General features: G+C 64.1%; 22 protein-coding genes. 10 read left to right on the top strand and 12 right to left on the bottom strand.

Annotation, left to right across the window (positions count from 1 at the left end):
- Both WCE35_RS11265 and WCE35_RS11260 read right to left on the bottom strand, forming a co-directional pair.
- Positions 1–717: alcohol dehydrogenase catalytic domain-containing protein (locus WCE35_RS11265; protein WP_424593416.1), on the bottom strand; the 717-nt coding region annotated here is incomplete at its 3' end.
- A 55-nt stretch (positions 718–772) separates the two neighbouring features.
- Positions 773–2,554: an acyl-CoA dehydrogenase family protein gene (locus tag WCE35_RS11260; RefSeq protein WP_424593415.1), complete on the bottom strand. Its 1,782-nt coding sequence runs from the start codon at positions 2,552–2,554 to the stop codon at positions 773–775.
- Between the two features lie 92 nt (positions 2,555–2,646).
- On the opposite strand from WCE35_RS11260, the gene WCE35_RS11255 reads away from it, so the two are divergent.
- From WCE35_RS11255 to tcuB, 5 genes are all read left to right on the top strand, one after another.
- A complete protein-coding gene (locus tag WCE35_RS11255; protein ID WP_424593414.1) occupies positions 2,647–3,645 on the top strand; it encodes a glutathione S-transferase family protein in 999 nt (332 codons plus the stop codon).
- Positions 3,646–3,681: 36 nt separating this feature from the next.
- Positions 3,682–4,383, top strand: a complete 702-nt coding sequence (locus WCE35_RS11250) for an SDR family NAD(P)-dependent oxidoreductase (RefSeq protein WP_424593413.1) — start codon at positions 3,682–3,684, stop codon at positions 4,381–4,383.
- Between the two features lie 130 nt (positions 4,384–4,513).
- Positions 4,514–5,344, top strand: a complete 831-nt coding sequence (locus WCE35_RS11245) for an enoyl-CoA hydratase (RefSeq protein ID WP_424593412.1) — start codon at positions 4,514–4,516, stop codon at positions 5,342–5,344.
- 208 nt (positions 5,345–5,552) lie between these two features.
- A complete protein-coding gene (gene tcuA, locus WCE35_RS11240; protein WP_424593411.1) occupies positions 5,553–6,950 on the top strand; it encodes an FAD-dependent tricarballylate dehydrogenase TcuA in 1,398 nt (465 codons plus the stop codon).
- A complete protein-coding gene (gene tcuB, locus WCE35_RS11235; RefSeq protein WP_424593410.1) occupies positions 6,937–8,043 on the top strand; it encodes a tricarballylate utilization 4Fe-4S protein TcuB in 1,107 nt (368 codons plus the stop codon). Before tcuA ends, tcuB begins: the two co-directional genes overlap by 14 nt.
- A 914-nt stretch (positions 8,044–8,957) precedes the next feature.
- Here the strand turns inward: tcuB and WCE35_RS11230 are convergent.
- Positions 8,958–9,881 carry a hypothetical protein gene (locus tag WCE35_RS11230; protein ID WP_424593409.1) on the bottom strand — a complete coding sequence of 308 codons (924 nt, stop codon included), beginning with the start codon at positions 9,879–9,881 and terminating at the stop codon, positions 8,958–8,960.
- Between the two features lie 486 nt (positions 9,882–10,367).
- Between WCE35_RS11230 and WCE35_RS11225 the strand changes: the two genes are divergently transcribed.
- From WCE35_RS11225 to WCE35_RS11210, 4 genes are all read left to right on the top strand, one after another.
- Positions 10,368–11,261 carry a carbohydrate ABC transporter permease gene (locus WCE35_RS11225; RefSeq protein ID WP_424593408.1) on the top strand — a complete coding sequence of 298 codons (894 nt, stop codon included), beginning with the start codon at positions 10,368–10,370 and terminating at the stop codon, positions 11,259–11,261.
- Positions 11,262–11,301: 40 nt separating this feature from the next.
- Entirely contained in the window at positions 11,302–12,138 is an 837-nt protein-coding gene (locus WCE35_RS11220; protein ID WP_424593407.1) for a carbohydrate ABC transporter permease, read from the top strand.
- A 38-nt stretch (positions 12,139–12,176) separates the two neighbouring features.
- Positions 12,177–13,463, top strand: coding sequence for an extracellular solute-binding protein (locus WCE35_RS11215; RefSeq protein WP_424593406.1), 1,287 nt, complete (start codon positions 12,177–12,179; stop codon positions 13,461–13,463).
- Between the two features lie 78 nt (positions 13,464–13,541).
- Positions 13,542–14,639, top strand: coding sequence for an ABC transporter ATP-binding protein (locus WCE35_RS11210; protein ID WP_424593405.1), 1,098 nt, complete (start codon positions 13,542–13,544; stop codon positions 14,637–14,639).
- A 356-nt stretch (positions 14,640–14,995) separates the two neighbouring features.
- Here the strand turns inward: WCE35_RS11210 and WCE35_RS11205 are convergent, their stop codons facing one another.
- From WCE35_RS11205 to WCE35_RS11190, 4 genes are all read right to left on the bottom strand, one after another.
- Positions 14,996–16,234 (bottom strand): NADH:flavin oxidoreductase/NADH oxidase, encoded by a 1,239-nt coding sequence (locus WCE35_RS11205; protein WP_424593404.1) that lies wholly within the window; start codon positions 16,232–16,234, stop codon positions 14,996–14,998.
- A 94-nt stretch (positions 16,235–16,328) separates the two neighbouring features.
- The gene (locus WCE35_RS11200; RefSeq protein WP_424593403.1) at positions 16,329–17,153 is read right to left on the bottom strand and encodes an SURF1 family protein; all 825 of its coding nucleotides are present in this window, start codon (positions 17,151–17,153) and stop codon (positions 16,329–16,331) included.
- A complete protein-coding gene (locus tag WCE35_RS11195) occupies positions 17,150–17,539 on the bottom strand; it encodes a DUF983 domain-containing protein (RefSeq protein WP_424593402.1) in 390 nt (129 codons plus the stop codon). Before WCE35_RS11195 ends, WCE35_RS11200 begins: the two co-directional genes overlap by 4 nt.
- A gap of 578 nt (positions 17,540–18,117) precedes the next feature.
- Entirely contained in the window at positions 18,118–18,507 is a 390-nt protein-coding gene (locus WCE35_RS11190; RefSeq protein ID WP_424593401.1) for an SPW repeat domain-containing protein, read from the bottom strand.
- A gap of 430 nt (positions 18,508–18,937) precedes the next feature.
- On the opposite strand from WCE35_RS11190, the gene WCE35_RS11185 reads away from it, so the two are divergent.
- Complete coding sequence (locus WCE35_RS11185) at positions 18,938–19,231, top strand: antibiotic biosynthesis monooxygenase (RefSeq protein WP_424593400.1); 294 nt, start codon at positions 18,938–18,940, stop codon at positions 19,229–19,231.
- A 272-nt stretch (positions 19,232–19,503) separates the two neighbouring features.
- On the opposite strand, the gene WCE35_RS11180 is transcribed toward WCE35_RS11185, so the two are convergent.
- The 5 genes from WCE35_RS11180 to WCE35_RS11160 form a co-directional block, all read right to left on the bottom strand.
- Positions 19,504–20,400, bottom strand: a complete 897-nt coding sequence (locus tag WCE35_RS11180) for a cytochrome c oxidase subunit 3 (protein WP_424593399.1) — start codon at positions 20,398–20,400, stop codon at positions 19,504–19,506.
- Positions 20,401–20,492: 92 nt separating this feature from the next.
- Positions 20,493–21,137, bottom strand: a complete 645-nt coding sequence (locus tag WCE35_RS11175; protein WP_424593398.1) for a cytochrome c oxidase assembly protein — start codon at positions 21,135–21,137, stop codon at positions 20,493–20,495.
- 71 nt (positions 21,138–21,208) lie between these two features.
- Positions 21,209–21,373, bottom strand: a complete 165-nt coding sequence (locus tag WCE35_RS11170) for a CoxF protein (protein ID WP_424593397.1) — start codon at positions 21,371–21,373, stop codon at positions 21,209–21,211.
- Between the two features lie 16 nt (positions 21,374–21,389).
- Positions 21,390–22,328, bottom strand: a complete 939-nt coding sequence (locus WCE35_RS11165) for a heme o synthase (RefSeq protein ID WP_424593396.1) — start codon at positions 22,326–22,328, stop codon at positions 21,390–21,392.
- Positions 22,329–22,388: 60 nt separating this feature from the next.
- A partial coding sequence (locus WCE35_RS11160) for a cbb3-type cytochrome c oxidase subunit I (RefSeq protein WP_424593395.1) occupies positions 22,389–23,021 on the bottom strand: 633 nt, incomplete at its 5' end.

Raw genomic sequence — 23,021 nt, 5'->3', positions numbered from 1 at the left:
CTGCACCACGTCGCCGTTCCGGGGGTCGACGATGTCGGTGGCGCCCAGCTTTGTCGCCAGCTGCAATTTCGCCGGATTGGTATCGACCGCGATGATACGGCCGGCGCCGGCGATCTGCGCGCCGTTGATCGCGGCCATGCCGACGCCGCCGCAGCCGATCACGACCACGGTCTCGCCGGGAGCGACCTTGGCGGTGTTGACCACCGCGCCGTAGCCGGTGATGACGCCGCAGCCGATCAGCGCCGCCAGATCGAGCGGCATGTCCTTGCGGATCTTGACGATGGCGTTTTCGTGCACGAGCATCTGCTCGGCAAAGGACGAGAGATTGAGGAACTGGTTGAGCTTTTCCGGGCGTGACCAGGAGAGACGATTGGACTGGCCGGGCAGCATTTTTACCGTCGTGTCGGTGCACAGCACGGTGCGGCCGGTGGTGCAGTTGTCGCAGGTGCCGCAGAACACCGACAGGCAGGTCACCACGTGATCGCCGGGCTTCACATAGGTCACATCGGCGCCGACCTTTTCGACCACGCCGGCGGATTCGTGGCCGAGCACGGCCGGCAGCGGATGCGGGTAGAGCCCTTCCATGAAGTGCAGATCGGAATGACAGAGGCCGGCGACACGGGTGCGGATCAAGACCTCGCGCGGGCCGGGATTCGGCACGCTGACATCCTCGATCACCAGCGGCTTGTTGACTTCGTGCAGGACGGCGGCCTTCATCGGGTACTCCCTCAAGTTTCTGTTCTTCGACCGGAATTTGTTGTCGGCGCGCAGCCTAGCCCGCGATGAGCAGTTCGCCAACCTCGGCCATGCCCACAGCGTGCTCGCCGAGCAGATGGCCCGTGATCGCGCGCTGAACGGTATTTTCCGTTGGCCGGAACGGATCGCCGGCGGAGACGCGGTGGTCGACCACCAGGCGCGACAGCAACAGCCGCCTTGCATCGCCGCGCATCTCGTGGATGCGGCCGCCTTCCCATGCCAGCGCCACCGCGCTTGCGACGTGATAAAGCAGGCTGGTGGCGCGCCGCGCCTCGGCCTCGTTGTCGGCGCGGCTCGCGACCTCGCGCGCAAATCCGACAGCACGGTCGGTCAGCTCGCGCAGGCGGCCGCGCCAGGCCCGCGGCACATTGGCGCTGTCGTCGAGACGGGCATGCAGATCGGCGGCCAGCGCCGCGTCGGCGCCGTGGCGGCCGACCGCGCGCTTCAGCGCATCGAGGGCCACGATGTTGCCGGTGCCTTCCCAGATCGAGCCGAGATGGGCGTCGCGCAGCAGCCTGGCGGTTGCGAATTCCTCGATGTAGCCGATGCCGCCGCGCATCTCCAAAGCGTCACCGCAGACCTTGCGCGCGTCGCGGGTGGCGCGGAATTTCAGGGTCGGCGTCAGGATGCGCAACAGCGCCGCGGCGTCCTGGCTGCCGGCCTCGGCGCGATCGAGCGCATCGGCGGTGAGAAAGCTCATCGACAGCGCCTGCTCGGTTGCGAGCCCGATCTTCATCAACTGCCGGCGCGCCAGCGGCAGGTCGACGATCCGTTGTCCGAACACCACGCGACCTTTCGCCACCGTCATCGCGTCGTGATGCGCGCGCCGCATCAGCGCGGCGGACTTGACGCCGTTGGAGAGCCTGGACGAATTGACCATCTCGGCCATCTGCACGAAGCCGCGGTCAAGCCGACCTACGGCGTACGCAATCGCGCCCTCCAGCTTGATCTCGCCCGAGGCCATCGAGCGGGTGCCGAGCTTGTCCTTCAGCCGCACGATCCGATAGTGGTTTGGCGAACCACCCTCGAGCCGACGCGGCATCAGGAACAGGCCGACGCCGCGTGTGCCGGGACCGGCACCCTCCGGCCGCGCCAGCAGCATCACCACTTCGGCATCGGCGTTGGAGCAGAACCATTTTTCGCCCGTGAGCCGCCAGTGATCGCCTTCCTGGACCGCCGATGTCGTCAGCGTGCCGACGTCGGAGCCGCCTTCCTTCTCGGTCATGAACTGGCCGCCCTGGGTCAGTCTGTTCATGTCGGTCTGGGTCAGGCCGTCGAGATATCGCGCCTTCAAGGCTTCGCTGCCGAAATTCGCAAGCAGCCTGGCGCAGCCGTCGGTGACGTTGATCGGGCAGCCCAGCCCGAACTCGGCCTGATTGAACAGGAAGGTGAAGGCGTGCTTGGCGACCACAGGGTATTTGTCCGGCCAGTCCAGAATCCCCTTGCGAACCGACATCGCATGAATGCCGAATTCGCCGAATGCGGCCTTCTCCAGCTCGCGATAGGCCGGGTGATACTCGATCCATTGGGAGTCGCGGCCGAACCGGTCGCGCTGGTGCAGCACCGGCGGATGGCGGTCGGCGAGCCGCGCGCATTCGTCGAGATGACCGCCGGCGAGCCCGCCCAGCCGGTCGAGATGCGGCTCGATATGGCGAAACAGCGCCTCCGGCAGATGCAGGCGCAAGAGATCCGCCAGCGCCGGATCGGCCCGGTAGAAGTTCATCCCCGATGTGTCCGGCGCGAGCAATCCCGGCTGGCCGGCGTCATCCGCCCTGCGATCATGCTTGAGTGGCTGCATTTTTTGACTCTTGGTCGTTCCGCCCGATATGGATGATCTACCGATAAAGCAGGCGACAACGCCGTCAACAATCATCATTGGAGGATCGCCCCATGGACGGCCTATATCGCGTCATCGGCGCCGAAATGTCGCCCTACTCGGTCAAGGTCCGCGCCTATTTCCGCTACAAGGGAATTCCGCATCAATGGATTTTGCGCAATTCGGCAAGCCAGGCGGAATTCGAGAAACATGCCAAAATGCCGATCATCCCGCTGGTGGTGACGCCCGACGGTGTCGGCATCCAGGATTCCACGCCGATCATCGACCAGCTCGAAAAACTCTATCCCGAGCCGTCGATCCATCCCGGTGATCCGGTCGCACAGTTCATCTCCGCGCTGATTGAGGAATTTGGCGACGAGTGGGGCAACAAATGGATGTTCCATTACCGCTGGGCGCGCGAGGTCGACCAGCGCGCGTCGGCCGGACGCATCGCCCGGATGCGCGGCCCGAAAGCCAGTGAACAGGAGCATGCCGCCTTCGCCGATCAGGTCAGGACGCGGATGGTGGATCGGGCCTGGTTCGTAGGCTCCAACGAGATGACCGCGCCGCAGATCGAGAGCGGCTTTCAGGAAATGCTGGGCCTGCTCGAGGAACACCTCGCCGGCCGCCGCTATCTGTTTGGCGGCCGGCCCGCCTTCGGCGACTTCGGGCTCTGGGGGCAGTTTTACGAATTATGGACCGACCCGACCGCGGGCGCCCTGATCGAGGGCAACGCGCCGCATGTGCTGGACTGGATCCATCGCATGCTGTGGCCGAGGGCCGAAGGCGCGTTCGAGACATGGACCGCGCTGGCGCCGACCCTGATGCCGATCCTGGTAAGACAGGTCGGAAAGCAGTTCTGGCCGTGGACGCTGGCCAACGAGACGGCGCTCAGGGAGGCGCAAGAAGAATTCAGCGTTGCGCTCGGCGACAAGGTCTGGACCCAGAAGCCGCAAAAGTACCACGCACGGTCGCTCGGCATGCTGCGCGCAAAATACGCCGATGTTGCCGACAAGAAGTCGCTCGACCTGGTTCTGGCAGCCACGGGTTGTCTGGCCGGATTGCGCGCCTAGATACCTGCTCCCGACCATCATCCGAGGACCGCGCCCATGGAAACGCCAAAATACAACATTGCCCTGATTGTCGGCGCCGGCGAGGGCCTCAGCGCGTCGCTGGCGCGGCTGTTGGCGCGCGAGGGCATTCGGCTCGCGCTGGCCGCGCGCCAGATCGAAAAGCTCGGCGCGCTCTGCACCGAGACCGGCGCCCGCGCCTTTGCCTGCAATGCCACGGATGAGAGTGAGGTCGAGCGCCTGTTCGGCATGGTCGAACGCGAGGTCGGCGTGCCCGATCTGGTGGTCTACAATGCCAGCGGGCGGGCGCGCGGTGCGTTCACCGATCTGATCGCCGCCGATGTCGCGCAGGCGATCGCGGTCAGCGCGTTCGGCGGTTTTCTGGTGGCGCAGCAGGCGGCAAAACGCATGCTGCCCAATCATCACGGCGCGATCCTGTTCACCGGCGCCTCCGCCAGCGTCAAGGGCTACCCGCAATCGGCGCCGTTCGCGATGGGCAAGTTCGCATTGCGCGGGCTGGCGCAGAGCATGGCGCGCGAGCTGTCGCCGCAAGGCATTCACGTCGCGCATTTCGTCATCGATGGCGGCATCCGCAGCAAGGCGCGCACCGAACCCGCCGATCGGCCGGACTCGATGCTCGATCCCGACGCGATCGCGATGAGCTACTGGAACGTGCTGCGGCAGCCGCGCAGCGCCTGGACCTGGGAGCTGGAATTGCGGCCATGGGTTGAGAAATTTTGAGCATCACCGTCATTCCGGGGCGCACGAAGTGCGAACTACGATGCGCAATTGCGCATCGGAGAATCTCAAGATTCCGGGTCTGGTCCTTCGGACCATCCCGGAATGACGCGACCAACTGGGGGGATTTGAAATGACAACCGAAACCACGATCGACACCGGCACCAACGAGCTCCTGTGCGTGATCCGCGACCGCGTCGCGATCATCACGCTGAACCGCCCCGAGGTCCGCAATGCGATGTCACCTGATCTGACGCCGGCGTTGTGCAGCATGATCAAGACCTGCGGCGAGAATCCCGATGTCGGCGTGCTCCTGGTCACCGGCGCCGGCACCGCGTTCTGCGCCGGCGGCGATGTCAAGGGCATGGGCGCGCATCGCGACAAGAAGAAGCTCGAGATGTCCTACGACGAGAGGGTCGCCGACCTGCAGGAACGGCAGCGCCTCCTGACCGGCGCGCTGGTCTCGGTGCGCAAGCCGACCATCGCAGCCCTGCCCGGCCCCGCGGTCGGCGCCGGCCTTGCGCTGGCCATGGCCTGCGACATCCGGATCGCCGCGCAATCGGCGTTCGTTTCCACCGGCTATCTGCGGGTGGCGCTCTCCGGCGACTATGGCATCGCCTGGCTTTTGACCCGGCTGGTCGGCACCTCGCGGGCGCGCGAATTGATGTTCACCGCCGAGAGGGTCGATGCGACCAGATGCGAGGCCATTGGCCTCGTCAACCGCGTGGTGCCGGACGACAAGCTGCAAAGCGAAGCCTTTGCGCTCGCCAGATCGATGGCGGAAGGCCCGACGCTGGCGCTGCGCTACATGAAGGACAATCTGGACGAGGCGCTGCTGTTCGATTTCACCACCGCCCGCGACCACGAGGCCGCGCGCATCGTCCGCCTCAACACCACCGCCGACCATCGCGAGGCGGTGCAGGCTTTCATCGACAAACGCAAGGCGGTGTTCAGGGGAAGCTGACGTCAAGAGATCGCGGCGATCGCATGGAAGGGCTGGAAGAGGCGACCGCCTCTCGATGCATGGCTTCAAGGCTCAATCTGGCCTCCCCGCAGAACTTAATGGCTAAAAACCTCGATCCATGGCAAACCCGAGCCGTTTCCCGATATGCCCCAGCCCGTCCGGCGCGCCGCGGGGTTTGATTTCCGTGCCAGCGACAATCACAAGACGCATGGTCGACCTGACCCGAAAATTCGATGTGCTGGTGATCGGCGGCGGCAATGCGGCGCTGTGTGCCGCGATCAGCGCCCGGCGCGCCGGCGCCTCCGTGCTGGTGCTGGAAGGCGCGCCAAAGTTCTATCGCGGCGGCAACACCCGCCATACCCGCAACATGCGCTGCGCCCATGACGCGGCGACCGACATCCTCACCGGCCCCTATACCGAAGAGGAATTCTGGGACGATTTGCTGCAGCTGACCGGCGGGCAGACCGACGAAGCACTCGCCAAATTCATGATCCGGGAGTCCAGGGATATTTTGGGCTGGATCGTCGAACAGGGCGTGCGCTGGCAGCCCTCGCTCGGCGGCACGCTGAGCCTCGGCCGCACCAACTCGTTCTTCCTCGGCGGCGGCCGCGCAATGCTGAATGCGCTCTATCTCACCGCCGAAAAGCTCGGCGTCGACATCCTGTACGACGCCGAGGTCGTCGACCTCGACATCGACAACGGCATGTTTCTCTCCGCCGCGCTGAAACAGGGCGACGGCCGCATCAACGTCCGCGCCTCGGCGCTGATTGCCGCCGCCGGCGGGTTCGAGGCCAACATCGAATGGCTGAGGGAGTATTGGGGCGAGGCCGCCGATAATTTCCTGATCCGCGGCACGCCCTATAACCGCGGCACCATTCTCAAGATGCTGCTCGACAAGGGCGTCCAGGAGGTCGGCGATCCCGCCCAGTGCCACGCGGTCGCGATCGACGCCCGCGCGCCAAAATTCGACGGCGGCATCATCACGCGGCATGACTCCGTGGTGTTCGGCATCGTCGTCAACAAGCATGCCGAGCGCTTCTACGACGAGGGCGAGGATATCTGGCCGAAACGCTACGCGATCTGGGGGCGCCTCGTGGCCGCCCAGCCCGACCAGATCGCCTACATCATTTTCGATGCCAGTTCGCGCAACAGCTTTATGCCGACGCTGTTTCCGCCGATCGAGGCCGGCAGCGTCGCCGGGCTCGCCACCAAATTCGAACTCGATCCGGCCGCGCTGGAAAAAACCGTCGCCGACTTCAACGCCGCGGTGCGTCCCGGCACCTTCGACCACACCATCCTCGATGATTGCCGCACCGAAGGACTGACGCCGCCGAAGACGCACTGGGCGCGCAGGATCGAGACGCCGCCTTATTATGCCTATCCGGTGCGGCCGGGCATCACCTTCACCTATCTCGGCACCCGCGTGAACCGGGAGGCGCGGATGCTGATGAAGGACGGCAGGCCCTCCGCCAACATGTTCGCCGCCGGCGAGATCATGGCCGGCAATGTGCTCGGCAAGGGCTACGCGGCCGGCATCGGCATGACCATCGGCAGCGTGTTCGGACGGGTGGCGGGACGGGAAGCGGCGAAAAATGCACGGAACTAGCATCCTCGAAGAGGCCGACCGCCTGATGACGGTCTGCAATTCGTGCCGCTATTGCGAGGGTCTTTGCGCGGTGTTTCCGGCGATGGAGATGCGCCGGTCGTTTTCCGACGGCGATCTCAATTATCTCGCCAACCTCTGCCATGGCTGCGGCGCCTGCTATGCCGACTGCCAGTTCTCGCCGCCGCATGAGTTCAACGTCAATGTGCCGCAAACGCTGGCGGTCGTCCGCGCCGAATCCTATGCCGCCTATGCCTGGCCGCGGGCGCTCGCCGGCGCATTCGCGCGCAACGGCCTCGTCATCAGCCTGATCGCGGCGCTCTCTGTCACAGCCTTCATCTTCGGCTTCGCCGCCTGCAACGACCGGCAGGTGCTGTTCGGCGTCCATACCGGCCCCGGCGCCTTCTACCAACTGATGCCGCATCACGCGATGGCGGCGCTGTTCGGCGCAGCATTGCTTTACGCGATCGTAGCGCTGGCGATGGGCGTGCGCGCCTTCTGGCGCGACATCGGCGAGCCCATAGGCCAGCGCGCCGATATGGGCGCGCTGTGGCAGGCGATCCGCGATGCCGGCGAGCTGCGTTATCTCGACGGCGGCGGGGTCGGCTGCTTCAACGAGGACGATCGGCCGACCGACCGCCGCAAGATCTATCATCACCTCACCTTCTACGGCTTTCTGCTGTGCTTCGCCGCGACATCGGTGGCGACGCTCTACCATTATCTGCTGGCGCGCGAGGCGCCCTACGCGTGGTGGGATCTGCCGGTGGCGCTGGGCACGCTCGGCGGCATCGGCCTCCTGATCGGGCCAGCGGGCCTGCTGGCCGAAAAATGCAAGCGCGACCCCGCGCTGGTCGATGGCGCGCGCACGGGCATGGATGTCGCCTTCATCGCCATGCTGTTCCTGACCAGTCTGACCGGCATGGCGCTGCTGCTGTGGCGCGACACCGCGGCGATGGGACCGCTGCTGGCGCTGCATCTCGGCGTGGTGTTCGCGCTGTTCGTCACTGCGCCTTACGGCAAATTCGTGCACGGCATCTATCGTTTTGCAGCACTGCTGCGCTACGCGCGGGAGCGGCGGATGACGGAGCATGTCTGACTTCGTCATTGCGAGCGGAGCGAAGCAATCCATGTCGCGGGCATAACGGATAGATGGATTGCTTCAGCCTTCGCTCTTTGAGCTACGGCGGACGGGTCGTCGCTATCGCTCCTCGCAATGACGTGGCGAGGTCCTGATTCAATTTTCAAGGAGCAGATGCGCATTCGCCTTCTCGCGGCATGGTTTGCCCGAGCCTTGCTGGAACGGTCTGTCCCTCGAAGAAGAGGGAGCAGGGAATGCCGGGTGCACGCTGCACCCGCGGTCTCGTGTGCAAGATTGTGCGAAGAATGCGCACACGAGCATACAGGTTCAGCGGAGGCATTCCGGCATTCCCTGCGCAATGGCTTTACGGCTTATGCCGTGATCTCCCCGGCGACGAATTCGTCTTGTCACCGTCGCTGCCGGCTTGATGGCGAACCGGATCCGGTCGGATCGTTGTCGCCACCGGCAGCTTGGCACCAGCAACGGGTGTCGGGACCACACGGTTTTGCCGTACGCTTTGGCGCCGTTCGTCCTGCGCGCCGGTCGATCGCTCACGAGAGACTCGCCCTGCGACACCGTTTCGCGCCGACGCCTTGGCGTCCACCGCATCCCCTCCCGCGTTCGTGACGATCGCGATACGCCCCTTGTCGGGACAGGACGGGGCGAGCTGGTAGCGCTGATTTGCCCGACGGGTTAAGCGAATTATTTTTTCGAACGGGGCTGGACAGGTTTTGTTGATTTGCCCGTCGGGTCGTTTTGCCGCGGCCTGTAGCAAGCCCGTCGCCTGTAGGGCGGGTTCTCTTTAACCCGCCGTTGCAAGCGAGATGGCGGGTTAAAGCGAACCCGCCCTACGGACTCGTCCTCCGGACCCCTCTACAGGTCGCCGGTGGGCATTTCCGAATTGCCGACCGCCTACACGCTATGGCGTGCCATTACCGGGGCAGCTTGCCAACTCCTGCCAACGCATCCGGCGACCAGCTTGCGACCACAGGTTCGGTACGATAGCGCGGGAGATGATCCTCGACCGAGTAGCAAACGCACAGCGCGAGGCTGGCCCAGACCGCCGCGCTGAAATAGAGCGACATCCAGGCAATCTCCTCCTTCCACTCCGCGAGATCGTGCGTCACGACCCAGCGCGTACTCACGTCACGCAGACCCTCGAGCGGCCCGAGACGCTTGCTGCCATCGGCAACCCCGGCCCGCCACCGGCTCAGATACATCGGGACGTCGACGGTCATGAGAAACGCCAGATAACCTGCAATCCCTGTTATCGTGATCACGAGGACCACGCGAACCGGACCGTGGAACTCCGGCAGCAACCGGCAAAGGCCGATCCCGACGACGAAAAAGGCCACGGCCCATATCGAATTTTCGATGGCGTTGCCCAAATAGTTGGTGGTCAGAACCGCATGCCATGAGAAGCATTCCGCGATCAGGATCAACGGCACGATCACCCAGGCTACGTTCAAGGTGGTGTCCGCTCCCGTCATCGTGCCCAGCTGTCGCAGGATAATCGCCCACTGCGCCGCGAAGCAGATCTCGGCCACGGTTGCCACCGACCGGCCGACGACGACGCTCGACAGCCAGGTGTCGAACAGGCAGATCCGCTGAACATCCGCGCGCGGAAGGCACGACCTGAAGGCGCAGCCAAAAACATAACCCGCACAGAGCAGCAGCATGAGCTCGATGCCGGACGTGCTGCCGAGACTGCCCGTCGGCGGTTCGAGGAGCTGGCGGTACAGCAGGAACCAAACGGCGATATTGGCGCCGCTGACCAGCGTCAACGTACTCCACCACCACGCCAGCGGATTTGACCAGGCCAGGGAACTTGACCGCGCCCGCCATTCCGAACTCATGAACCGCTCCAAATTTTATCGGACTGACATTTGATTGTAGTAATACTGTCATAAATCGTGGCCAGTCACGACAAAAATAAGGATGCGGCGGGTACTTGCGGGATGATGGCGGGGCGATGGCGCGTTCGTAGCGCGGATCGGAGCCTAACGGGCTTGACCCAACGCAATCGCAGGGCAGGCGAAGGCATGCGCTGCGCCGTGTCAGCTATCCAGACCAGCAGCGGGGCACGAACAAGAATGGTGGGCACGCTTCCGCCTTCGCGCGTTGAGCTCCGGCAGACAAGTCGCTCCTGCCCATCCTACGCTGGCCTCGTTTGCAATGCGTTGCCCGCGGCAGATGGAATAGCCCACAATCCGGATTGACTAGCATCGGATGGCACGCCCATAATCCGCTGTGTTCGGGGCTTTTTTGCACGTACCGACCGCGAACTGACCAATACAATCGCAAGAGTCGTGACGGCTTGATGCAGGGGCGGGAAAACGGACTTGTCGGCATCGCGACGTCCCATGTTCGGCGAGCAGCAGCGCTTCATGCTGCTTCTGATCGCGCCGGCGGCCCTGCTGCTGTTGCTGTTTCAGGTGCTGCCGATCGCGATCGGCGCCAACGCCAGCTTTCGCGACTGGGCGCTCTACAATCCCAGGAAAACATGGGTCGGTCTCGATCAGTACGCGGCCGTGATCAGCGATCCGGCGTTCCTCTATGTGGTGCTGCCGAACACCTTCCTGTTCATGGCCTTGAGCGTGGCCGGCGCGCTGGTGGCCGGACTGGCGCTGGCGCTGCTGCTCAACCGGCCGTTCCGCGGACAAAAGCTGGTGCAGACGGTGCTGCTGGTGCCGCTGATGGTGGCGCCGGTGGTCGCCGCGATCATGGTGCGCTGGATGTTCAACGACCAGTTCGGCATCGTCAATGCGGTGCTGGAGGGGATCGGCCTCGAGGGGCAGCCGTGGCTGGTGCAGCGCTGGAGCGCGTTCGGCATCATCCTGCTGACCGACATCTGGCTGTGGACCCCGTGGTTCACGCTGCTGCTGCTGGCTGGCCTGCAGAGCCTGCCGAAAGAGCCGTTCGAGGCGGCGGCGATCGACGGCACCACGACCTGGCGCGTGTTCCGCTTCCTGACCCTGCCGATGCTGCGCCCGGTGATCGTGGTGTGCGTGGTGATCCGCGCCATCGACGCCTTCCGCACCTTCGATATCGTGTGGACATTGACCGGCGGCGGGCCGGGCCGCTCGACCGAACTGTTCAGCCTCTATGCCTATGTGCACGCCTTCCTGAACCTCGATCTCGGCCGCGGTTCGGCGGCGGCGATCATCGGCGGGCTGATCATTCTGGTGATCGGCGTGGCGCTCTACCGCCTCGTCGACCGCATCGCAAGAGCGTGAGCCAAAAGATATAAAGGCGTGAGCCCAAAGGCATGATGTAATGGCGATCGTGAGCCGCCCTGATTTCCTGCCGGGCCTGCCGCCCTGCGGCCGCAAGGCGCTGTTCGCGCTGGCGCTGTCCGCCATCTGCTTCGCCTTCGCCTTTCCGGTGCTGTGGCTGATGCTGACCTCGCTGCGGCCGGAGTCCGGCGTCTACTACGTCCACCGCGGCACCGAGTTCACGCTCGGTAATTTTGCCGAGGTGCTGCGCGACGACCGCATCGTCGAGGCATTCGCCAACAGCGCGCTGATCGCAACCCTGGCGACCGTGTTCTCGCTGTTGGTGACGGTATCGAGCGGCTACATGCTGTCGCGCTTCACCGGGCCGGCGTCGCGGGCCTGGTTCGGAACCATCTATGTGTTCCGCTGCGTGCCCTACATCTCCTGGGTGCTGCCGCTGTATTTCGTGACCCAGAGCTGGGGCATCTACGACACCTATCTCGGGCTGCTGCTGCCGCATGTGGCGGTGCATATCTGCTTCTACTCCTGGCTGATGAAGGGATTTTTCGACGGCATCGATCCGTCGATGGAGTACGCCGCCATGATCGACGGCTGCACCCGATGGGGCGCGTTCGTCCGCGTCGCCGTACCCTCCGCGCTGCCCGCGATCGCAGCGCTGGCCGTGCTGTGCTGGCTGTTCACCTGGAACGAGTTCCTGTTCGCGCTGATCCTGACCGGCAACCGGGTGCCGATGATCACGGTGGTGATGGCGCAGTTCGTCACCGAGATGGGATTGCGCTGGAACCTGATGGCGGCGACCGCGGTGATGGCGCTGGGGCCGGCATTCCTGCTGGCGCTGTTCGGGCAGAAATATGTGATCCGGGGTTTACGCATTTGACGGCAACAACGACAAGACAAGAACGGGGAGGAAACATCATGCGACGACTGACGAAATGGCTGATGGCGGCGACCACCGCCCTGGTGGCTGCGGCAGGCAGCGCCACCGCGCAGGTGAACGAATTGCGGATCGGCTACCAGCCGAGCCCGATCCAGGACGCCTCGATCGCGATGTTCGAGGCGTGGGGCGCCAGGAACGGCGTCAAGATCGTCAAGGTGCCGAATTCCTACGGCGTCTATGTCGAGAAAATGACGGCGTCGCTGACCTCGAATTCGGATCAGTACGACGTGATCTGGCACAATGACGATTGGGGACAGACCTGGGCGCATCTGCTGGAACCGACCGATGACATCGATGCCAACAAATATGCCGACAAATGGAGCATGGCGCCGGTGGTGTTCGCCAACGCGCAGGGCCAGAACACGGTGGTGCCGATGGGCCAGACCTTCAGCGTGTTCTTCTACCGCTCCGACCTCGTCAAGCCGGAAGAGGTGCCGAAGACGCTGGCCGAACTCGTCACCGTCAGCAAGGCGCTGCAGGCGGCGGGCAAGGTCAAGTTCGGCTATGTCGGCGGCATGTCGATGAACAACAGCTGGTTCTCCTGGTTCTGGTCGATGTGGGCCAACAACTGCGACGTGCTGATGCCACCCTACGAGCGCGACAACAAGAAGATCGCCGAGGCCGGATGGAAGTCAGGCATGACCGAGCCGTGCATGCAGCAGACCGCCGAATACTGGTGGGACGCGATCAACACCCACAAGATCGTGCCGCGCGGCATGCCGGCCTACGACCGCAACGAAGCCAACGCCGTGTTCATGTCCGGCGACGCCGCCTTCACTGTCGCCGACTCGCTGTGGTGGAGCACGTTCAACGATCCGGCCAAATCCAAGATCGCCGGCAAGGTGGCCGCCGCGAGCTTCCCGCTCGGTCCGAACCGGACGCGGCCCTTTGCCTGGGACGATATCTGGGGCTGGGCGATCCCGAAGTCGATCGCGCCGGAGCGCAAGAAGCTCGCCAAGCAGATGCTGCAAGCCATGATGCTCGACGAGGAAGGCCAGATGAAGCTCTGGAAGGCGACTGGCGCGCCGCCGCCCAACACCACGTTCTGGCCGAAGATCGCCGCGGCGGATCCGTTCATGAAACTGTTGAAGGAGTCGGTGCTGGATTCCCCCGATAAGGTGCGCGGCGCCTATTACTTCCCGCAATGGCCCGCCGTGCACAAGGCCTTCAACGACACCGTCACCAAGGCCGTCACCGGCAAGCGCGAGGACATCGCCAAAGTGCTCGCCGAAGGCGCGCCGCTGGTCAGCAAGGCCGCGCAATAGTCGAAAGCAAAACCCCGCCGCGCTTGTCGCGGCGGGGTTATTTTCGAAACCGATATCAGATTCAGTGACGGCGGGGAAATGGCAGCGATCACACTCAGCAAGCTCAACAAGCATTATGGCTCGCTGTTCCATGCCGTAAAGGACGTCGATCTTCAGATTGCCGACAAGGAATTCGTGGCGCTGGTCGGCCCGTCAGGCTGCGGCAAGTCGACGACGCTGCGGATGATCGCGGGCCTCGAGGACATCACGAGCGGCGACATCCGCATCGGCGAACGGGTGGTCAACCACCTGCCGCCGCGCGACCGCGACATCGCCATGGTGTTCCAGAACTATGCGCTCTACCAGCACATGAGCGTTTACGACAATCTCGCCTTCGGCCTGCGCAACAAGAAAGCCCCGGAGGCCGAGATCAAGGCGGCGATCGATCGCGCGGCGGGCATGCTCGGCCTGCACGACATGCTGGCGCGCAAGCCGAAGCAACTGTCGGGCGGCCAGCAGCAGCGCGTGGCGCTCGGCCGATGCATCGTGCGCAATCCGCAGGTGTTCCTGTTCGACGAGCCGCTGTCGAACCTCGACGCCAAGCTGCGCGCCCAAATGCGCGTCGAGATCAAGCGCCTGCACGCCCAGATTCCGACCACCTCGGTGTTCGTGACCCACGACCAGGTCGAGGCCATGACGCTGGGCGATCGGGTCGTGATCATGCGCGACGGCAGGGTTCAGCAGATCGGCACGCCGCTCATGGTCTACGGCAAGCCCGCCAACAAGTTCGTGGCAGGCTTCATCGGCGCGCCGGCCATGAACTTCATCGATGTCACGGTGCATTGTGACGCCGGCGCGACGGCGGTCGAGGCCGCGGGCCTCCGATTGACCGCGAGCGCGGCCGAGGCGCGCGCGCTCGCCGCCCGCGACGGCCGGCGGGTGATCATGGGCGTGCGGCCCGAACATCTCGTGCTTGGCGATGGCGCGCCGGGCCTTGGTTTCGATGCCCGCGTCGAAGTCGTCGAACAACTTGGCTCCGAGATCGTGCTCGACACCAGGGTTGGCAGCCATGGCGTCACCGTCGCCCGCGTCGCCGCCGAGACCCGGATCGCGAGCGGCGATCAGGTCCGCGTCTCGGCCCAACCCGGCCGCCTGCACTTCTTCGACCCCGAGACCGAGTTGCCGATTTGCGATTGAAACAAGAACCCTGCCCGAAGCCCGGACAGGGTTTTCAGCCGGCAGCATCTGGCGATCGGGACGCAGGTGCCGTCGGCACGACTTGAAGCTGGAGGTTGAATTTTGAAAAGCATCAGCGCCGTCCCAACGGAATATCTTCGTTAGGCGGCGCCGCGCTAATTACTGGGCCCTCAAATCCCCAGTGAATATATGTCGACCGATCGGCCAAAAGGTTCAAAGAAAGCCACAGGGCCCGAGGGAGCGTTCTGTGAGAGCGAGCTGACGGGAGGTCGGGCAAGCCTCCCCATGGCGCTAAACGCTATCCTGACCGCGGTATTATGCCGGCCGCGCGGTGCCACCCCTCCGGAGTTGACGTCCTATGGATGCGGCTTGACGACCCCGGTCGGCGTGGCGAACGCTTCGATGGTTCGAATTCGCTTCTCGAGCCACCACCCATATTCGGGAGTCCAATCCTCGAACTTCGCGTTGATGCCGAGGTCATGGGCCCAGTGCTGCGCGATATTGGGATTGAACTGGGATTGCCGACCGACCGCGATCAGGTCGGCCTGCCCGTTCTCCAGGATTTTTTCCGCCTGCTTCGCTTCGAGAATGATGCCAACCGCCATCGACGCGATGCCCACCTCCTTGCGCACACGTTCGGCGTACGGCACCTGGAAACCGAGGCCGCGCGGCACCTGGGCCGCGGTCGCCGCGCCTGAAATGCCGCCGGAGGAGCAGTCGACCACGTCGACGCCGCGGGCCTTCAATTCAAAAGCGAAGGCCACCGTGTCATCCAGATTCCAGCCGTTCTGCGCGCCGTCAACCGCGGAGACGCGCACGAACAGCGGCATCGTTTCCGGCATTTCGCGCCGCACCGCCTCGACAATCTCGAGCGGCAGGCGCATGCGCCCGTTGCGATCGCCGCCATATTCATCGTTGCGCGTGTTGGAAACGGGGGAAAGAAATGAGGCGAGCAAATAGCCATGCGCCGCGTGGATCTCGATGACGTCGAACCCGGCATCGACCGCATGCCGGGCCGCCTTTGCCCAGGTGCGGACCATCGCCCGGCACTGTTCGGTCGTGAGCTGGTGCGGGACAAGCCATCCCTCCGCGACGGGCTCGCGCGTGGGGCCGACCGGCTGCCACAGCCTGGCACCCGCCCCGATCTGTTGCGGGGTGAGCGGGCCCATGCCGTCCATCGCGCGCTGCGACGACGCCTTGCGCCCACCGTGCGCAAGCTGAATGCCGATCGCCGTCTTCTCCCCCTTCATGAAGGCAATGAGGGGCTTGAAGCTCTGCGCCTGCACATCATTCCAGATGCCAAGATCATGCTCATTGATCAGGCCGACCTCTTCGACGGCAGTGGCCTCGACGAAGACCAGCCCGAAGCCTCCTAGCGCATAGCGGCCGAGATGCACGTTGTGAAAGATGCCGCAGCTGTTGCCGGGTCCGGCGCGGTAGTGGACCATCGGTGGCACGACCAGGCGGTTCTTCAAGGTCAGGCCGCGGATCCTGAACGGACTGAACAACAATGGCCGTGCCGGTTCAATGCTGTCGGTGACCAGGTCTGACATGGGGTTGCCCGTTGAGTGAGGTGCGTGGCGGACGCGCTGCATCGAATAATTCACTATTTGGAATCACAGGTCCAGCCGGCCCTTATGCGAGCCGGGAGATCCAGTCATGCGGGCGTCGCGCATGCAGCCCGCCCGGCTACTCCCCGAGGCGCGATCTCGCGCCGGCGAATTTCGAATCTTGCTCTCGGGAACGCCAAGCCCGTCGCTGCCCTCTCCACCACACCCCGAACGCGATCGCCACTGCGCCGGCCAGCGCAAACCAGGTGATGGCGTATTGCAGGTGATCGTCCTTGAGATGAACCTCGAGCGGCCCCGGCTTCGGGATGCCGCTTTCCGGCATCGGGGATTCGAGGTCGACATAGAACGACGCGAGCGCTTTGCCGCCCTCGCCCCAGCCGAGCGCACGCGCCATCGCCGGATGATCGCGGGTGAACCACAGCCGCTTCGCGGTATTTTCCGGCGGCGTCAGTATGCCCGCGGGTTCGGGAAAGCGGAGGTAGCCGGTCAATTTCACCGGCGCACCGGTGATCAGCGTGCCCACCGCGCGGTCCTGCCAGCCGCGATCCTGCATCGTATTTGGCACAAAACCCGCATTGACCACGACGGTCTCGCCATCGGGCAGCCGCGCCGGCAGGAAGGCCCAGGTGCCGGGCCCGGAGACGTCGTTGCGGACGGCGGAGCCGGAGCTGTAGACCATGGCATCGTCAAGCCGCGCATAGGTCGCGGTAAAACTGACGCGGCGGAATTCGTCCCGCTCCGGCGTGAGCGTGCGCCATAGCGCGGCGGCCGGCAGCGCCTCCGGGCTGGCCGCGAGCCGCTGCTCGAGCGCTGCGATCAGCGCGTGCTTCTCGGCCCGGCGCTGCAACTGCCAGCTGCCGAGGCCCGCGAAGGCCGCGACCATGACAAGCGTAAAGATGCCGAAGCCGGCGGTGCCGCGCCGTCGCGAATGTGGCGCGGTCATTTCGGCTCGCGGTCGATCAGCCGGCCCGGCGCGGCCTTGTGATGGAATTGCAGCGCGACCAGCAGCGACTTCATCGATCGCAGCGGCAACAGCGTGGTCGCGAGAATAAGCGGCAGCCAGAGCACGGCATGCAGCCAGAACGGCGGCTGGTATTTCACCTCCACGATCAGCGCACAGCCAACGACGATCGCGCCGGCGATCATGATGATGAAGATCGCCGGCCCGTCGCCGGCATCGATGAACGCATAGTCGAGCCCGCAGGTCTCGCAGCGCGGCCGCAGCGTCAGGAAGCCGGCGTACAGCTTGCCCTTGCCGCAGCGCGGACATTTGCAGGCGATGCCGCGCATCGCGCTTTCGGTCAATGTGGGCCGTGTCTCTGCTTGCATCAGTTTGGACTTTCCAGGCCTATTCGGTTCTTCTGCACGCGAACCGGTATCCACCCGTCATCCAGGTGCGGAGCAGGCATTCGCGCCAAGCGCCAGATACGGGATATCGCATTCTGAATGGAAATGTTCGACACTTTTTCTGGAATATCCCGCAACCACCGGGCCGTTACCGACGCAGTCGAACGCGTTTCCGACATCTCACCGATCGACGGGCGCGTTCCGAGCCGTTCCGACCGTTACCGCCGGCGAAGTAACCAGATTGAAGCCTGTTTTCATGAGTGCCCAAGCCGCGAACATCGACGCAAACAGGCATATCACCGCGATCAAGCCGGCGTATTTCGAACCTCGGCTGTCGCTTCCGGGTGGTTTTTCGTAAGTGCGCATATGGTCCTCATTCCCTCATGCCAGCAACGCGATCCCTATCGAGAGCCCGGCGTATCTCGGGTCGTGACTGACTTTGTGGGAAGTCTTTCATGGCCGGTCTTCATCAGATGAAGCGCCCGCGCAACACCACCAAGCGGTGTCCATCAGAGGCCCGTCAGTCGAATCGCCTGACTGGCGGGCCTGATGGCGCTTTGTTATTGCCCGTGCTCAAGCATGTCCTGATCGCTCAGGTCCCAGTCCTGCCACAACTGCAGGGCCGCGAGCAGCAGCACGAGTCCGCCCAAGCTCCAATGCCAGAATCTGAGCAGACCATCGTCGAAATAACCAAAGACGTAAGGCGAAGCGATTAGCCAAAGGCCAAGCACGACCTCGCCCACCTCCTCCCATCGCTGCAGTGCGGTATACTCTAACTGGGCAAAGCCGAACACCAGAACGCCGACCGTAATCGTGTTCAGGATCACCAGGCTGCGATCCGGATTGACAAGCGTGGGGAACCACGGTGACAGCGCGATTAGCACGCCAAACAGCATGCCGCACCAGTCTTCCCACGTTCGATGAGTGCTGAGAAACCGAAAGTCCGACATTGTAAACCTCCCTTGTAAAGAGGCATACGTCAGCGGCTGACGGGCGCGACACTCCCACTGTCAACCGACCAATCTGGCCGCATCGGGGGCGTATGTCTGCGATTCAGGTAGCAAACGCTTCGACGTCTGCAAGACCGGCCCTAAGTAATTTTTTGCAGCCCGCGGGCCGACGGACAAACGGCAGCACTTTCCTGCGCGCTCCGCGGCGCACAAGACAGGTTTGGCCGGTGCAGGCCCCGCCCATCCCGGTCCGACCTCGTCTTGGCAAAGACTGGTCGGCCGCGTCTTTAGGGTCTTTTGCTGGCATAACCAGACTGTATATATCTCGGTGCGTGGGGAATCCCGCTGCTCGTCCCGATTATCGTGAACGGGCTTGATCCATGATCGCAAGCCGCGAACACGAGCAGCCCGCCAGCAAAGGAGACTTTGCATGTACGCCGCCATTCGTCAGGCCAAGGCAAAGACCGGCATGGCCGAAGAACTGTCGCGCAGGATCAAAGAGGGCGCCATTCCTATCATCAGTGATGTCGAAGGCTTCATGGCCTACTATGTGGTCTATGCACCGGATGACACGGTGACCGCGATCAGCGTCTTTAACAATCACGCGGGAGCGGAGGAGGCGAACAGGCGTGTACTCGCGTGGATCGAGCAGAATCTTGCGCCCTTGCTCATCGGACCAGCGATAGCGATAGCGGGGCCGGTGATCGTTCATACGCTGGCATAGCCAGCCGACAGCGGAATGCACGTAGCGCTCTTGAGCGTCGTCGGCATTTTGCCAAACTGATCAGCGCCGACCTCAAATTGGGCAGCCGAGACACCGCCGCGAAGATAGGCACCCTCTCCCACAGGCGGAAGGGGAAATCGGAAAGGGCGGCCCTTGGGCCGCCCTTTTTGTCGCACGTTACCATTTTGTTTTAACGCATTTCCCTTGCGCCAACCGGTATCCACCCCGCATCAAGTGTGGCGCAGGCTTTCGCTGGGAAACGCCAGGGCAAATCAGTGCGCGCCGTGCGCCATGGTTTCGGCGCCGCCGCCCCAGACATAGATGCAGATGAACAGGAACAGCCACACCACGTCGACGAAGTGCCAGTACCAGGCGGCGAATTCGAAGCCCAAATGCTGGGTCGGCGTGAAATGGCCGGCATAGGCGCGGAACAGGCAGACCAGCAGGAAGATGGTGCCGACCAGCACATGGAAGCCGTGGAAGCCGGTCGCCATGAAGAAGGTGGCGCCGTAGATGTTGCCGGCGAAGGAGAAAGCGGCGTGGCCGTATTCGTAGGCCTGCACACTGGTAAAGCAGGCGCCGAGCACGACGGTCAGGATCAGGCCGTATTTGAGACCCTGGCGGTTGTTCTCCAAGAGCGCGTGGTGCGCCCAGGTCACCGTGGTGCCCGAGGTCAACAGCAGCAGCGTGTTGAGCAGCGGCAGGTGCCAGGGATCGAAGGTCTCGATGCCCTTCGGCGGCCAGGTGCCCGGCACGCTGCAGGCGCCGGCGACGGTTCCGGCGCCGCAGCCGAAGATCGCATCGCGGGTGGCGTGAACGGCGTCGGCGGGGAACAACGCGGAATTGAAGAACGCCCAGAACCAGGCGACGAAGAACATCACCTCGGAGGCGATGAACAGGATCATGCCGTAGCGGTGGCTGATCTGCACCACGCGGGTATGATCGCCCTTGTACTGGGCTTCGCGGATCACGTCGCCCCACCAGCTCGCCATGGTGTAGAGCACGCCGATGACACCGATGCCGAACATGATCGGCGCGGCCGCGAACATGTGGTGCATCCAGGCGATGGCGCCGACCGCCATGATGAAGGCCGAGACCGCGCCGACGATCGGCCACGGACTGGGATCGACGAGGTGGTAGTCGTGATGCTTGACTTGCGCCGTAGCCATTGCAGTGTCTCCGTTAGCGGTGCCGTGCCGTCCGGCACGTATTCGTCTCACAAATCAAATCCGGGAATTTCGATCGCTCGAAATCCCCGTGGTCAGAGGTCTTCCTTGCGCCTGTCCGACTCGCGCGCGGCCAGCGGCTTCGGCGCCGGATCGCGCACGGGGTAGAAGGTGTAGGACAGGGTGATGGTGTTCAGGCCGTCATTCTCGCGGTCGGCGGCCAGCGCCGGATCGACATAGAACACCACCGGCATCTCGCGCTTCTCGCCCGCCGCCATGGTCTGCTCGGTGAAGCAGAAGCAGTTGATCTTCTGGAAATATGCGCCGACCGTCAGCGGCGCGACGTTGTAGGCGGCCTGCCCGGTCGTGGGCCGCGCCGACTGGTTGGTCACGGCGTAGAACACCGTGACAACCTCGCCGACCCTGACCTCGATCTCGGTCTGCTCGGACTCGAATTTCCACGGCAGGCCCGGCGCGACATTGGAATCGAAGCGCACCGCGATCCTGCGCGCAAGCGGCGCCCCCGATGGCGCCGAGGTCGCGACCTGGGTGGTGCCGTTGAAGCCGGTGGCGCGGCAGAACCAGTTGTAGAACGGCACGGCGGCATAGGATGCGCCGACCATCAGCACCACGACAACGCCGCAGATCGAGGCCACCACCGCATCGCGCGTCAGCCCGCGGCGCGATGCCGTGTTGCGGCTCGCGGCAGGCGCTTCGCGCTCGATGGGTTCGCGTGCCATCACCATTTCCCGATCACATCATCCAGTTACACATCATCGAGTTACACATCATCGAGTTACACATCATCGAGTTACATGGGCCGTACCAGCACGGCCGGCCCCTTGACCATGGTGACCGCGAAAAACAGCACGACGAGGACGCCGAGCGCGAGCGCAATCGCGATCGAACGCTGGCGGCGGCTTTTCCGCTGCGCCTCGGTGAGGACGATTCCATCTGGCTTCGGCTCGTTGTCCATGGCCTCACCATGCCCCCTACCCGATCCAGGGCGCGATGGCGCGGACCACGACCTCGAGCAGCAAGGTCGCAAACAGCGCAAACAGATAAAAGATGGAAAAAGCAAACAGCTTTCGCGTTGCGCGCGATGCCTCGACGCCCTCGCGGTGCCGGAACACCCGGATCGCCAGCACCAGCATGCCGCCGCCGAGCACGAGCGAGGCGACGCCATAGACCGCGTCGAAATAGCCGAGCGGCCAGGGCGCAACCGCGACCGCGACCAGGACGACCGTATACAGCAGGATCTGCAGCCGCGTCGCGTCGGGACCGGCGACGACCGGCAGCATCGGGACGCCGGCGCGCGCATAGTCGTCGTTGCGGAACAGCGCCAGCGCCCAGAAATGCGGCGGGGTCCAGAAGAAGATGATGAGGAACAGCAGCCACGGCTCCATCGACAGCGAGCCGGTCGCCGCCGCCCATGCCACCACCGGCGGCAGCGCGCCGGCGGCGCCGCCGATCACGATGTTCTGCGCGGTCCAGCGCTTCAGCCACATGGTGTAGATCACGGCATAGAAGAAGATCGTGAAGGCAAGCAGCGCGCCGGCGAGCCAGTTGACGAGGATGCCGAGCGTCATCACCGAGAAAAAGGCCAGAACTATTCCGAACGCCAGCGCTTCCGCCCGCGTGATGCGCCCGCGCGGGATCGGCCGGTTGGCGGTGCGCGCCATCAACGCATCGATGTCGCCCTCATTGGCCATGTTCAGCGCGCCGGAGGCGCCGGCGCCGACCGCGATGCAGAGGATCGAGGTGAACGCCAGCACCGGGTGGACATGGCCAGGCGCGATCATGAGCCCGACTAGCGCGGTGAAGATCACCAGCGACATCACCCGCGGCTTCAACAGCGCGATGTAGTCGCCGACTTCGGCCTCGGAAATCCGCAGGTGAACATCGATGGCGTTGTGATCGACAACCGACAAGTTTGGGTCTCGCTTCGTTAAGGGGACGGCGCGCCCAAGGGTGCGCCGCGCATTCTCAAATCACTGCACGCGCGGCAGCACTTCGAACTGGTGGAACGGCGGCGGCGACGGCAGCGTCCATTCCAGGGTGGTGGCGCCGGCGCCCCAGGGATTGTCGGCCGCCTGCTCCTTGCGCGCGAACGCGTCGATCAGCCCCCAGATGAAGATCAGCACGCCGAAGCCGGAGATGTAGGAGCCGATCGAGGAGACCAGGTTCCAGCCGGCAAAGGCGTCGGGATAGTCGACATAGCGGCGCGGCATGCCGGAGAGGCCGAGGAAGTGCTGCGGAAAGAACACCAGGTTGACGCCGATGAAGGTGAACCAGAAGTGCAGCTTGCCGATGGCTTCCGAATACATGTAGCCGGACATTTTCGGGAACCAGTAGTACCAGCCGGCGAAGATCGCAAACACCGCTCCCAACGACAGCACGTAGTGGAAATGCGCCACCACGTAATAGGTATCCTGCAGCACGCGGTCGACGCCGGCGTTGGCCAGCACGACGCCGGTAACGCCGCCGACCGTGAACAGGAAGATGAAGCCGATCGCCCACAGCATCGGCGTCTTGAACTCGATCGAGCCGCCCCACATCGTGGCGATCCAGGAGAAGATCTTCACGCCGGTCGGCACCGCGATCACCATGGTGGCGGCGACGAA

The sequence above is a fragment of the Bradyrhizobium sp. genome (genome assembly GCF_049691595.1).
In the GTDB taxonomy this organism is placed as follows: Bacteria; Pseudomonadota; Alphaproteobacteria; order Rhizobiales; family Xanthobacteraceae; genus Bradyrhizobium.
The sequence above is the reverse complement of the archived record's forward strand: the minus strand, read 5'-3'. Positions and strand labels throughout refer to the sequence as shown.